Source organism: Larkinella bovis, assembly GCF_042655385.1.
GTDB lineage: Bacteria > Bacteroidota > Bacteroidia > Cytophagales > Spirosomataceae > Larkinella > Larkinella bovis.
This window is the reverse complement of sequence record NZ_JBHSMA010000018.1, coordinates 80,292-92,064: the sequence shown is the minus strand read 5'-3', so window position 1 is coordinate 92,064 and position 11,773 is coordinate 80,292. Positions and strand designations below refer to the sequence as shown.

Here is an 11,773-nt window from a genome sequence, read left to right as displayed (position 1 = left end):
ATACCGACAATAACTCGTTCCCGCGTCAGGCACAAAAACCGACCCGTTTCCAGTTGTTCAAACAGCAACGGAGCCCGTATGCCCCGCAGGGACCCAACCCGATGCAGCAACAACGGCAATCGACGCAGCCACCTGCCCGGCAGAGTGGAGCGCCGAAGAACGAATAAAGGGCCGTTCATCTGCATAATGAACAATGAATTGAGATTCTTTCGGGCTCATTCATTGTTCATTGTTCATTATTCATTAAGTTTGCACCCGATTCGGGATGTAGCACAGCCAGGTAGTGTACTTGCATGGGGTGCAAGGGGTCGTGGGTTCGAATCCCGCCATCCCGACAGACGACAACTTCTACTTCAGAAGGCATTCAAACCCCGCACCTATGGTGCGGGGTTTTTTGTTTTTACCCGCCTGAATCGACTTCGTATATAGGCTTCAAAAACCGCCCCGGGTTACGGTTCGCCCAAATTGGCTTGACTCATTTTCTGGGTTTATATGCTGGTTATCAATAGATTACCTGAAAAGTTGTTGCAAATTTCCTGATTGACGACCACTCCCGAAAAACAGGCGGAAGAAAAATGGCCGAAAATTTGTGTAGTTAAATGGCTACGCATATATTTGTAGTCAAATAGCTACGCAATGAACTTACGACGAGACGTCTTTCAGGCCATCGCCGACCCGACCCGACGGGCGATTCTGCTGCTGCTGGCTTCGCAGGCGATGACGGCCGGGGCCATTGCGGCCAACTTCGACACGGCCCGCCCGACGGTTTCGCGGCACCTGCAAATCCTGACCGAGTGCGAATTGCTGCAACAGGAGCAGACCGGCCGGGAGATTTACTATCATCTCAACGGCCAAAAGATGAAAGAAATAGCCGATTTTCTGGAACCCTTCCGCAACCTGTGGGATGACCGGTTTAACAAACTGGAAACCATCATGAAGAACTACCAAACTAAAACATAACCGGGTATGGAACGCAAGACAACGATTAAGGCCGAGGAAGGCAAGCAGGATCTGGTGATCACCCGTGAGTTTGATTTACCGGTAGAGCTGCTCTTTAAGGCTTACGAAGAGCCTGACCTGGTAGAGCAGTGGATGGGAACGAAAGTGCTGAAGCTGGAAAATAAAAGGCACGGTAGCTGGCAGTTTGCAACCAGCGATGCGCACGGCAATGTGGTGTTGCAGACCAATGGGACGATTCATGCGTTTGTGCCGAACCAGCAAATCATCCGAACCTTTGAAATGGAAAGTACGCCCGATTCGGCGATCCGGTTTCCCGTCCAGCTTGAATTTCTGGAATTTGAACCCCTGGCAGACGACCGCAGCAAACTGACGATGCAAATCGTGTACCGATCGGTGGCCGACAGGGACCGGATGCTGCAATTGCCGTTTGCCAAAGGGATCAACATGGCACACAATCGGTTGCAGGATGTTGCAGGTAAATTAAAGGCACTGGATCATGACAAAACGAAATAAAATCATCTATTGGATTGCCACGCTCTGGCTGTCATTGGGAATGGTATCCAGCGCCATCGTGCAATTGAGTAACGTACAGGAGGAAGTCGATATGTTCACCCGGTTGGGCTATCCTATCTATTTTCTAAGCCTCCTGGGCGTCTGGAAATTGCTGGGCGTTATTGCCGTGCTGATTCCTAAATTTCCGTTGCTGAAGGAGTGGGCGTATGCCGGTTTTTTCTTTAGTATGTCGGGGGCGGTTTTTTCGCACGTCGTTAGTGGGGACGATGCCAAAGCGGTTTTTGGACCATCCTTACTGCTTGTCCTGACGGTGATTTCCTGGTTTTTCCGGCCCGCCGATCGAAAAATGATTTTCGAGAACCCTTAAGCGAATCGCCGGGAAAAGCCAGCAAACGCCGACGCTGGTCCCGCAGAAAAACGAAGCAAATGAAATCCGCAAAATATAGCACCACTATGAATAATCATAAAAAGTTAACGCTGGAACAACGGGAAGAACTCCTCAAAACGGTGAAAACCCGGTTTGAGAAAAATACAAACCGCCATGCTGGTCTTGACTGGGCGGCCGTGCAGGAAAAACTGGAAGCGAATCCTGAAAAGCTGTGGTCGCTCAGTATCATGGAAGAAACCGGGGGCGAACCGGATGTGATCGGACATGATACTCAAACGAACGAATTTCTTTTTTGTGATTGTTCGGCGGAAAGCCCGAAAGGTCGCCGAAGCGTTTGTTACGACCGTCAGGCCCTGGAGTCGCGGAAAGAGTATAAACCGCAGGATAGCGCAGTGGAGATGGCGACTGAAATGGGCGTTGAACTGCTGACCGAAGAACAATACCGGGCGTTACAGCAACTGGGTGCCTTCGATACGAAGACGTCGAGCTGGGTGCAAACACCCCCGGAAATCCGGAAACTCGGCGGAGCACTCTTTTGTGATCGCCGTTACAACACGGTTTTTCTGTACCATAACGGAGCCGAATCCTATTATGCTGCCCGCGGCTTCCGGGGCTTGCTGCGCGTCTGATTCTTGTATCCCAGTAATACACCCGAAGGTTTTGAAGCCTTACGGGTTTACTGACACAGTGGATCAGACCGGCTGCGTCTGGTTGTTCTTTTTAAGGAGAAAGGCACAAATCAGCGAGATGACCAAACCAATCGGCAGCACTTCGAAATAGGTCAGCAGGACCACCATCAGCGGGTTTTTATACATCTCTTTATAGCCGTTCATTTCGTCGGCTTTCGTCGCCAGTTCAGTTGCACTAGCCCCGGCGGTTTTCGCTTCTTTCAGCACATGCGCCGTGTATTTATCCATGAAATCCGGTATAAATACATAATAATCAACCAGCCAGACGAGCACATACATCGTGGAGGCAATCAGGGTGATGGCCAAACCGATTTTAAACGCTTTTCCGAACGAAATCACGCGGTGGTTGTAGTTGTCCCGGTAGTTTTTAATGCCTACAAAAATCAGCGAGAACGCCAGCACCATCGACGCATAGCCCAGCGCCATGTTGCTTTCGAAATTTTCGTTAGCGTAGCATAGGGCCGTCGAAATGATCATCGTCGCGGTGAGGATGAAACCGGCGATGAGTCCGCAAATCAGAATAATTTTTTTCATGAGGAAAGAAGTTGATATCGGGACAAAAGTGGGTCGTCAGGCTGATTCGGCGCTCATCCTTTCGGGTGATTTAATCAATCAGCCTGAAAATCCTACTTAGGGAGGATCGCCATCAGGGAATCAGACGGAGCCGTCTGGCTTTTTCGACGGCCTGCGTCCGGCGCTTTACATCCAGTTTTTCCAGCACATTCGACGAATGCGTTTTGACGGTATTGAGCGAGACAAACAGACGGGATGCAATTTCCTGATTGCTCAATCCTTCGGCGATCAGTTGCAGCACTTCCAGTTCCCGTTTGCTCAAACCGGTTTTGGCGAGTTCTTCTTCGTTCAGGCTGAAAACCGGCGGAGCGGGTTGATAAACGGCTTTTTCGATAAAAACCGTTTCTACTTTGGGGCGGGTCAGCTTTTGCGCCAGCCAGATGCCTAAACCCGTAAAGAGCAGGGCAATGGCACCAACAAAAATTTCAATGGCGTGGTTGACGATCAAAAACCGTAACTCCAGCCATTTCAACAGAAACAACAGCAACGCCAGCGAAATGCCGTAGAGGATGGCGATTTTGTTTCGGATCAGAAAACGAACGGGTCCGTGCATTTCTATTGACAGGGTGTTGGCTGGAAACAGAAAAGTAACGGTTTAGAACGGTATTTCCGAGCCTATTTACCCGCAAAAAGCGCTTCATAATGCGCCGACGGTTCCAGAATACCGCCACTCTGGTCGTAGAAAGACTGATCGGTCGGGTAAACGCCTTTCACGGTTTTCGTCCAGGCTGCCCCGGCTTTGGGATGATACGACGTGAGTTTATCCCAGTTTTTGAAGTACTGATGCCCGTTTGTTTCCTGCAAACCGACCGTCATGCCCGGAAACGGCGGTAGCCGGGCGGCCACGGCTTTGTTCCAGTCGACCAGAATGGGGTTGACCGTCAAATCCGCGCAGAAACACGGAATCTTCTTTTCATACGCCAATTGGGTGATTTTCATGGTCATGCTGAGCGTTTTGGCAATCGCTTTCACGGCAATGGCCGAATAGCCCTGCTCAATCCGGCGGGCCGCATCCTCGACGGTATGCGCACTTTCGTCGGCGGCCACCCGCACGCCCAGATCGCCCACAAACACCTCGTTGGTTTCCTCAAACGGTTCCTCAATCACCGCAATCTGGTCGAACGCACCGATTTTTTTGGCGTGGTCCAGAAACCGCAGCAGGGTTTCTTTCTTCTCGTAGCGCCCGTTGGCGTCGAAGTAATACGGTATTTTGCCGGTTTTTGTGTACGGCGTTTCGTAATGCCCGATGGCCTTGTGTACTGCCGTCAGGAAGGCAATGTCCTTCTCGATCATTTCGGCCTGCGTGCCCGCCGAACCGGTTTTGAGCTTCATGATGAAATAGCCTTCGTCGGCCGCCGTTTTGATGCGTTCGGCGGTGGTGCCGACGCTGAACGACGGGATGCTGGCCACGGCTTTATGGCGGTACGACAGGCCCGGGCGGTAAGCCGCCGGAATCATGTCGTCGAAGCGAGTCAGCTTATTTTCCTGCGCGTAAAGCAGCCAGGCCGCATTATCGACGCACACCAGCGCATTCAGCGCGAAGGTTTTCCGCAGGTTCGGATTCCCGGTAATCTGTTTGCCGTAGGCCAGCACTTCCGGCAACACCGTATCCAGCAACTCGACCGGCGTGGTAAACGACGTGCCTTTGATGAGTTGCAAGGCCCGTTCGCTCATGGCGTACATCAGCGCGTTTCCGGCACTTTCGGAATGGGCGGCAAACACGCTCGAATCCGACCACAAAACGCCCTGCGTTCCCAGCCCGATTTTTCGGATGCCCGATTCCGATTCGAGCAGCGCAATGGCCTGCCAGCTATCCGTAATCGCACTACCCTTAAACCGGTACGGATTCAGCGGTTCGCGCTCAAAATTGGAGTCGACGTTGCGGATTTTTATGTTCGCCAACGGTTTTTCCGGTTTGCTCGTCGCCCGCGCTTCCGGCGAAAAACCATTCAGGCCAATGGCGGTCAAGGTACCTGTGTATCCAAGAAATTTCCGGCGGTTCATATCGCTTGAAATGGATTAGGTTGTACCCACGGACTTTAGTCCGTAGAGGTGTTGCAAGGTCCAGAAGGTATGCTCACGGACTAAAGTCCGTGGGTACGAGCTTACGATGTCATTTTCTCAAAAAGCTGGCGTTGTTCGATCAGGGCCGCTACTTTGTCGGCTGGATTGGTTCGGCATTCGAGCAGAATCCAGCCTTTGTAGTTGTTCTTGATGAACAGATCCATCAATTGCTGGTACGGATAGCTGGTGTCGTTCAGCTCGCGAACGTGGCAGATGTCGCCGAAGCGTTTTTTGACCAGATTGAAATTATATTCCAGCCCTTTCCCATTCAGGTCTTCCGGATTACAGTTCCAGCAAACCGTTGCATTTTTGTTCGGCGCGTGGTCCATAATGGTTTTGATATTCGGCAGCTCCTGCGTTTCGTTGCCGTGCACTTCCAGCCGAATCTGCTGTCCGAAATCAGCCGCGTATTTCGCCAGTTCGTCCAGCGAGCGGCCAATCTGCGCCAGTGTTTTTTCCGTAGGAACTTCCTTATGAAGCTGATTCGGTTTTACCTTGACGCCCGAGCCACCCACGTCGGCGCTCAACCGGATGAATTCCTTCGTGCGTTCAATGGATTTTCGCAGCCGTTCCGGGTCCGGGGAATCATACTGCTCGTTCGTTCCCAGACCGACCACTTTAACCGCGCTATCGGCAAATCGTTTTTTCACTTCCTGCCGTTGGGCCGCGGGTAGCTCCGGCATGACCCCGTGGGCGTGTTCGACCCGTAATTCCACGCCACCAATTCCGGCGGTGGTGCAGTTTTTAATCAGGGTTGGAACATCCCAGTCTTTGCCCCACAAGTAGGTGACCAGTCCCAGCTTCATCTGCGATTTTTTGAAATTGGGGACCGCAGCGAGGGACGAACCGGCCAGCAAGGAAGCTCCGGTTAGAAGTGTTACTTCTTCAAGAAAGGTTTTTCGGGTTATTTTATTCATGGGTAAGGAATAGTTACGCTTGGTTTAAAATCCGATGGAATTCCCGCCATCGACGGGCAGCGAGGCACCGGTGATGTAGCGGGCGGCTTCAGACGACAGGAAAACGGCGGCATGACCAATGTCTTCCGGTTTGCCAAAATGGCCCATCGGGGTCCGGCGCATGGCGCGGTCGCGTCGGTCGGGATCGCCACCCATCGCAATCTTGCTCATGGCGGTTTCGATGAAACCCGGGGCAATGGCGTTAACCCGGACATTGTGGGGCGAAAACTCCGACGCCAGCACTTTTACCATGCCCTCCACGCCCGATTTCGAGGCTGCATAGGCGGCTACCCGGTCAATACCGTAATAGGCCGCCATCGACGAAATCATCAGGATAGAACCGCTCCGTCGGGGCACCATCCGCCGGGCGCAGGCCCGCGTTAGCGCAAAAACCGCCATGAGGTTGGTCTGAATGATGCGGCTGAACTCTTCGTCGGTGACTTCCAGGGCCGGTTTTTTCAGATTGATTCCGGCATTGTTTACCAGCGTGTCGATCGGCCCGAGCGTTGTTTCAATTTGCTCCACCAGCCCTTCCAGTCCTTCCAGATTCGCGACATCGTTGACAAAATAATGAGCGGTTTCGCCCAGTTGGCTAACGGCTTCACGGAGCGGTTCTTCCCGGCGGCCGGTAATCACGACACTGGCTCCGGCCTGCACCATGCAGCGGGCAATGTCAAAACCGATACCGGTTCCTCCGCCGGTAATCAGGGCCAGTTTGCCGGTTAATGAAAATGCATTCGGTTGACTTTCTGTTGATTGCACGTTATTGGGGTTTAAAAGCGGTTTATCGGACCAGATAAACCTGTACTGATTCCTTGACTTCTTTTAGGGTTCGCTCCGGTTTTTTGAACGGTTTGGGAATGGGCTGTTGGGCAAATTCCTGGAGGTACAACACCCAGGCATCGCGCCACCAAATGGCTTCTTTCTGCTGCGTCAACAGTCGCCCGGCTACGTTATCGAAAGTTTCGGGATCGACGTCTTTTTGGACCTGCGCCCACTGTTTTTGCAGCCAGCCCACCGAATCGGCGCCGGTATAAAACCGTGTACAAAGCTCTTCCCAGAGCGGCCGGCCCGTGCTCAGTTTTTTTGTCCAGGGAACATGGTGGAACCAGAGTAAATAAGGCAGCGGACAGGTTTCCGGATTATTCCATTGCTGCTGAACTTCCGGACGGTATTGCGCCAGGGCGTTGCTGCCGCTGGCTGTGCGGTCGAAGCCCAGACCCGTGGAATCGGCACGGTGATAATAAACGGCGGTCCAGTCCGGGCGCGAACTGCGGTTTTGCCAGGGTTCCGGCGCAAAATGAACGCCCGTCCACGGTCGCGAAAGGCCCAGTGGCGTGTTGTAATTGACGTAAATTTCCCGCGACTTCAGCAGCATCTCCGTAACGGTTTTAACCGAAGGCGGCACGGTGGTCAGCGTCATTTTTACCCACTCATCGGCGATGGCTTCCGACGACAACGCATGATCCCAGGCCAGCCGTCCGAAGGCATACCAGTTGGCCTGCGCGAGCGGGTGGCCGGTCCAGTTGCGGTCGGAGCCGGTATTGGCGACGCCCGCGATGGCGGTCAGTGGGTAATTGTGCAAACTGCCGTCGATGACTTTCGCCACGGTTGAGCCCTTACCTTTTACGTGCGTATCCGAATCGAGGCATTCCTTGAAAATGGGCGCTTCGTAAACCAGGTGCGTCGCAAAACCGAGGTATTCCTGGGTGATCTGAAATTCCATGCCCAGCGGGGTTTGGGGCATCATGCCGAAGATGGGCGAAAACGGTTCCCGGGGCTGAAAATCAATCGGGCCGTTTTTGACCTGCACAATCACGTTTTTCTCAAACTGCCCGTCAAGCGGTTTGAATTCATCGTAAGCGGCTTTGAAACGGTCGCCGTTCGGGTCTGCTTTGTAGACGAATGCCCGCCAGATGACAATGCCTTTGTGGGGAGCCAGCGCTTTGGCAAGCATATTGGCCCCGTCGGCGTGGGTGCGGTTGTAATCCTGCGGACCGGGCTGCCCTTCCGAATTGGCCTTGACCAGAAAACCCCCAAAATCCGGAATGAGCTTGTAGATCTCGTTGGCCTTGTCAGCCCACCACTGGTTGACTTCCGGATCGAGCGGGTCGGCGGTTTTCAGGCCGCCAATCGTTCGCGGAGCTGGGAAGTACACCGACAGGTAAATTTTGATGCCGTAGGGCCGGAACACATTCGCCAGAGCAGCCACTTTTTCCAGGTACTCGGCGGTCAGAAACCGGGAACTGGCGTTGACGTTGTTGACGACGGTTCCGTTGATGCCGATGGAGGCATTGGCGCGGGCGTAATCCCGGTAACGCGGGTCGATGCGCTCGGGCAATTCGTACCATTTCCAGAGCGACGAACCGGCGTAACCCCGTTCAATGCTGCCGTCAGTATTGTCCCAGTGGTTCAGCATCCGCACCTGAATTTTCGGATTGCTGGTCAGCGCAAGGTTGCCGATGGGTTGCCCGGTTTGCAGGTGGCGCAGGAACGCAAACGCACCGTACAGCACCCCGGCGTCGGTTTTGCCGGAAATGGTAATGTTTGGCTGGCTACGGATTTGATACCCTTCTTCGTTGATTTGTGGCAGACTGGTATCGGTTTTTAAGACAATGCCACCGGTTTTGCCGCCCGCACTGCTGACGATCGGGACGGTTTTTCCGAGCAAGCCCCGCAATCCGGTTTGCAATTCTTCGGCGGCTGTTTTCAAAACCGGGGAATTGCTATTGAGCACGATGAACGGGGCCGAACGGGCGTAGGCGGCTCGGCGGCTGGCGTCGTTGATCAGATCATATTTCAGCCACAAGCGGTAACCGTCGTCACGGTCCGGCGCTCCGGCGTGGCAGAGTGAGGTGAGCAATACGAAGAATAAAAGCGTATACTTCATGCTTTTAAAAGTTGTTTCGCAGAGGACATCAGAGTTTAAAGAGTTAAGCGGAGCCTCTGATAAACTCCTTTTAACTCCGCTTAACTCTGCGAAATAATTTGATCTTCCAATGCCCGCATGATCCCTAACTCAAGCCCGCGCAATTCCGCCAGTCCGCGCAAGCGCCCGATGGCCGAGTAGCCCGGATATGTCTTTTTATGCAGGTCGTCGAGCATCTGATGGCCGTGGTCGGGGCGCATGGGGATGGACGTTACGCCCACGCCCGTTTTGGCCCGCCGGTTTTGTTCCCGCACAATTTCCTTGATGACCGCGTACATATCCACATCGCCCGCCAAATGGTCAGCTTCGTGGAAATTCCTTGGATTCTGTTCCCGTTTCGTTGTTCGTAAATGAATGAAATGAATCCGGTTGCCAAACCGCCGGACGATGCCGGGCAGGTCGTTGTCGGGGCGGATGCCCAGCGAGCCGGTGCAGAACGTAATCCCGTTGGCGGTGATGTCACAAGCCGCCATCAGTTCGGCCAGATCGGCTTCGGTGCTAACGATACGCGGCAGACCCAGCAGCGGCCTCGGTGGATCGTCGGGGTGAATGCAGAGGTTGATGCCCACAGATTCGGCCACCGGAGCCACTGCGCGAATAAAATAATACAGATTGTCCCGCAAGACCCGGTCGTCGATGGTGGCGTATTCGTCGAGTAACCCCTGAAAGGTCGATAGTGTAAAGGCTTCTTCGGAACCGGGTAAACCGAGCAGGACAATATTGCTCAGTTCGGTGATTCGTTCGGGCGTCATCTGGCTAAATTTGCTCCGGGCGGCTTCGATCACTGCCGGTTCATAATCCGCTTCGGCGCCGGGGCGTTTCAGAATGCAGAGATCGAAAACCGCAAAATCTTCCCACACAAACCGCAGCGCCAGTGAACCGTCCGGCATTTCGTAACTCAGGTTGGTCCGTGACCAGTCGAGCACCGGCATGAAATTGTAGCAAACCGTGGTGATACCGCAAGCCGCCAGATTTCGCAGCGACTGCTGGTAATTTTCAATGTACTGATCGCGCGTCGGACGGCCTTTCTTGATGTCTTCGTGAACTGGCAGACTCTCAACCACCGCCCAATGCAACGAGACATACCGTTCGTTATCGGCTTCGATCAAGTGTTTTCGTTTCTCAATTTCCGCCATGGTCCAAACGTCGCCGACCGGAATCTGGTGCAAAGCCGTCACCACCCCGTGGCACCCCGCCTGACGAATGTCCATCAGCGAAACCGGATCGTGCGGCCCAAACCAGCGCATCGTTTGTAGCATTCCCATTAAAAGCTCTATTTCGTGTCGTTAAAATATTTTTTGGCAAATTCCAGAAAAACCGGCCAGTCCAGCGAGTCGACGTGGCCACCTTCGTGGTTTCGAAAGCCCACTTCGCCCGTAATCAGGGCGACATCCGGCGCGGGCATCTGCGTCGTTCCAACGCCTTTTTTACCCAGTAGTTCGTAGACTGGACTGGCAGCCGCGCAGGCCAGAAACATCCCGTGCGGATCGGCCCACTGGTCTTTCGTGCCGCCGGTAACGAAGACCGGGCGCGGGGCAATGAGGGCAATCAACTCGTGGGCATCGACGGGCATGGCCTGCCAGTTTCCGCCGTATTTAACAAAGTTGCCCGCCATCCAATGATACTCGCCTGATCCCGCTACGTTGTCGATTGTTTCGCCGAAATTCCGTTTTTCGAGCGACGCGCCCAGCGAACCTGAGCAACTCGGAAAGGCGATGGCCCAGCGTGAATCCAGCGCGGCCGCCAGCAGGGCGGTTTTGCCCCAGCGCGAGTGTCCCTGAATCCCGATTTGCTTCGGATTGATCGCTTTGTCGGTTTCCAGGTAATCGAGGGCGCGGCTCAATCCCCAGCTCCAGGCGGACAGAACTCCCCAGTCGTCGGGCTTGCGGTCTTTGCCTTCGTTCACCAGACCGATGATGCCGCTGTGCAACCCGGCACCGCTGTCCATCTGTACCAGACCGGTGTTGAAGAGCGCCACGGCCCAGCCGGTTTCAATGACTTTCCGGATGGTGGCCATCGGCGTCGGAAAAGCGCCCCAGACGATCACCATCAAGGGAGTCGGGCCGGAAGCGTTGGCGGGGGTGTACATCGTGAGCTCGATTCGGGGCGTGGCGCTGGGGAATTTCGAGTTGTCGATGCGGCCGATGACGAGCTTTTTGTTGGCTTTGCCGCCGACAGCCGTGTCCTGGCCGGTTACTTCAAACGTGACCTTGGGCGTGTTTTTCGGAATTTTGCCGTAAATCTCGGTTTCGTAGTCGTTCAGGATTTCCGGGCGACGCTGCTTCCACCACACGGCTGCGGTTTTGACCGGTTTTCCGTTTTTCAGCACCAGCGGATCGGGCAGCTTGTAGTCATTAGCCTGCGCTTCGTCGTAATTGGTCCAGTTGCCCCAGCCCGAGCGCACGTGGGTGTTCCCCGCTTCGTCGTACCAGTTACTGGAGCCTTCCCGCTGCTTGACGTGCTGCGGCCGTTTCGGATCGTCGGCGGGTGGAGGCAGGTTGGCGGGCAGTTTCAACCCGAGTCGGTCCATCGTCTTTTGCCAGTCGTCCTGAGCGGCCGCGCGCATTTTGTCCATGTACGCCCGGCGCTCTTCCGGGCTCATTTTCGCAAAATCCGGACTTTGGGCGGTGGCGATTGGCAGCGATAAAACCGCGAGCAGCCAAACCGCCCCGAGGAAGCGAAAAGCCAGGTGTTTTCTCAT

At 54.3% G+C, this 11,773-nt stretch carries 12 protein-coding genes and 1 tRNA gene; 5 read left to right on the top strand and 8 right to left on the bottom strand.

The features are described from left to right. The first annotated feature begins 261 nt into the window (after positions 1-261). The 5 genes from ACFPMF_RS27265 (at position 262) to ACFPMF_RS27245 (ending at position 2,490) form a co-directional block, all read left to right on the top strand. Positions 262-335, top strand: a tRNA-Pro gene (locus ACFPMF_RS27265). A gap of 301 nt (positions 336-636) precedes the next feature. Continuing rightward, positions 637-960 carry an ArsR/SmtB family transcription factor gene (locus tag ACFPMF_RS27260; protein WP_379851198.1) on the top strand — a complete coding sequence of 108 codons (324 nt, stop codon included), beginning with the start codon at positions 637-639 and terminating at the stop codon, positions 958-960. Positions 961-966: 6 nt separating this feature from the next. Then, entirely contained in the window at positions 967-1,473 is a 507-nt protein-coding gene (locus ACFPMF_RS27255; protein WP_379851196.1) for an SRPBCC domain-containing protein, read from the top strand. After that, positions 1,457-1,840, top strand: a complete 384-nt coding sequence (locus ACFPMF_RS27250; protein WP_379851194.1) for a DoxX family protein — start codon at positions 1,457-1,459, stop codon at positions 1,838-1,840. Before ACFPMF_RS27255 ends, ACFPMF_RS27250 begins: the two co-directional genes overlap by 17 nt. 86 nt (positions 1,841-1,926) lie before the next feature. Next, positions 1,927-2,490: a DUF4256 domain-containing protein gene (locus tag ACFPMF_RS27245; RefSeq protein WP_379851192.1), complete on the top strand. Its 564-nt coding sequence runs from the start codon at positions 1,927-1,929 to the stop codon at positions 2,488-2,490. A gap of 63 nt (positions 2,491-2,553) precedes the next feature. Here the strand turns inward: ACFPMF_RS27245 and ACFPMF_RS27240 are convergent, their stop codons facing one another. The 8 genes from ACFPMF_RS27240 to ACFPMF_RS27205 all read right to left on the bottom strand — a co-directional run bounded on the left by ACFPMF_RS27240 (position 2,554) and on the right by ACFPMF_RS27205 (position 11,773). Further along, complete coding sequence (locus tag ACFPMF_RS27240; protein WP_379851190.1) at positions 2,554-3,084, bottom strand: DUF4199 domain-containing protein; 531 nt, start codon at positions 3,082-3,084, stop codon at positions 2,554-2,556. Positions 3,085-3,196: 112 nt separating this feature from the next. Beyond that, positions 3,197-3,676, bottom strand: coding sequence for a response regulator transcription factor (locus ACFPMF_RS27235; RefSeq protein WP_379851188.1), 480 nt, complete (start codon positions 3,674-3,676; stop codon positions 3,197-3,199). Positions 3,677-3,738: 62 nt separating this feature from the next. Further along, complete coding sequence (locus ACFPMF_RS27230; protein ID WP_379851186.1) at positions 3,739-5,127, bottom strand: enolase C-terminal domain-like protein; 1,389 nt, start codon at positions 5,125-5,127, stop codon at positions 3,739-3,741. 101 nt (positions 5,128-5,228) lie between these two features. Beyond that, positions 5,229-6,104, bottom strand: a complete 876-nt coding sequence (locus ACFPMF_RS27225) for a sugar phosphate isomerase/epimerase family protein (RefSeq protein ID WP_379851184.1) — start codon at positions 6,102-6,104, stop codon at positions 5,229-5,231. A gap of 24 nt (positions 6,105-6,128) precedes the next feature. Next, positions 6,129-6,905, bottom strand: coding sequence for an SDR family NAD(P)-dependent oxidoreductase (locus ACFPMF_RS27220; protein WP_379851181.1), 777 nt, complete (start codon positions 6,903-6,905; stop codon positions 6,129-6,131). Positions 6,906-6,927: 22 nt separating this feature from the next. Beyond that, entirely contained in the window at positions 6,928-9,033 is a 2,106-nt protein-coding gene (locus ACFPMF_RS27215) for an alpha-glucuronidase family glycosyl hydrolase (protein WP_379851178.1), read from the bottom strand. Positions 9,034-9,113: 80 nt separating this feature from the next. Then, positions 9,114-10,337, bottom strand: a complete 1,224-nt coding sequence (uxuA, locus tag ACFPMF_RS27210; RefSeq protein ID WP_379851176.1) for a mannonate dehydratase — start codon at positions 10,335-10,337, stop codon at positions 9,114-9,116. An 8-nt stretch (positions 10,338-10,345) separates the two neighbouring features. Then, positions 10,346-11,773, bottom strand: a complete 1,428-nt coding sequence (locus ACFPMF_RS27205) for a glucuronyl esterase domain-containing protein (protein WP_379851174.1) — start codon at positions 11,771-11,773, stop codon at positions 10,346-10,348.

Bases quoted from the DNA above. Each gene is read 5' to 3' on its own strand.
- ACFPMF_RS27260 (WP_379851198.1), top strand. From the start codon at position 637: ATGAACTTACGACGAGACGTCTTTCAGGCCATCGCCGACCCGACCCGA.
- ACFPMF_RS27255 (WP_379851196.1), top strand. From the start codon at position 967: ATGGAACGCAAGACAACGATTAAGGCCGAGGAAGGCAAGCAGGATCTG.
- ACFPMF_RS27250 (WP_379851194.1), top strand. From the start codon at position 1,457: ATGACAAAACGAAATAAAATCATCTATTGGATTGCCACGCTCTGGCTG.
- ACFPMF_RS27245 (WP_379851192.1), top strand. From the start codon at position 1,927: ATGAATAATCATAAAAAGTTAACGCTGGAACAACGGGAAGAACTCCTC.
- ACFPMF_RS27240 (WP_379851190.1), bottom strand. From the start codon at position 3,084: ATGAAAAAAATTATTCTGATTTGCGGACTCATCGCCGGTTTCATCCTC.
- ACFPMF_RS27235 (WP_379851188.1), bottom strand. From the start codon at position 3,676: ATGCACGGACCCGTTCGTTTTCTGATCCGAAACAAAATCGCCATCCTC.
- ACFPMF_RS27230 (WP_379851186.1), bottom strand. From the start codon at position 5,127: ATGAACCGCCGGAAATTTCTTGGATACACAGGTACCTTGACCGCCATT.
- ACFPMF_RS27225 (WP_379851184.1), bottom strand. From the start codon at position 6,104: ATGAATAAAATAACCCGAAAAACCTTTCTTGAAGAAGTAACACTTCTA.
- ACFPMF_RS27215 (WP_379851178.1), bottom strand. From the start codon at position 9,033: ATGAAGTATACGCTTTTATTCTTCGTATTGCTCACCTCACTCTGCCAC.
- uxuA (WP_379851176.1), bottom strand. From the start codon at position 10,337: ATGGGAATGCTACAAACGATGCGCTGGTTTGGGCCGCACGATCCGGTT.
- ACFPMF_RS27205 (WP_379851174.1), bottom strand. From the start codon at position 11,773: ATGAGAAAACACCTGGCTTTTCGCTTCCTCGGGGCGGTTTGGCTGCTC.